The 311-nt window shown below is 73.3% G+C and carries 1 protein-coding gene; it reads left to right on the plus strand.

Annotated features, from left to right (window positions below; all coding sequences use genetic code 11):
- Positions 1–311, plus strand: a 311-nt coding sequence (locus PUR61_RS45490) for a multinuclear nonheme iron-dependent oxidase (protein ID WP_443035224.1), incomplete at both ends; no start/stop codon positions are given.

Here is a 311-nt window from a genome sequence, read left to right on the forward strand (position 1 = left end):
CCCCCCCCCCCCCACAAACCCCCCCACCAGGCCTGGCCCGACCACCAGCTGACCCAGGGGCAGTTACACCCCGACCTGGTCCAACCGACCCGCGTCCGGCTGCAGAACGACGTCGCCAACCATCACACCAACCCGGTCAACCACGGGATCGACCCGGCCCCCGACCAGGACCCCCATCCGCTGGACGCCCACGCCAACCTGCACGTCGCGGGCGGCACCATTATAGACGGGGGCAGGCACCACACCCCCCCCCCCCCCGTCACCCAGCCGGTGCAGGAGGTGCTGGCCGAGCTCTGCGCCCCGGTCGCCCC

Origin of the sequence: Streptomyces sp. BE20, from assembly GCF_036322525.1 — a bacterium.
GTDB lineage: Bacteria > Actinomycetota > Actinomycetes > Streptomycetales > Streptomycetaceae > Kitasatospora.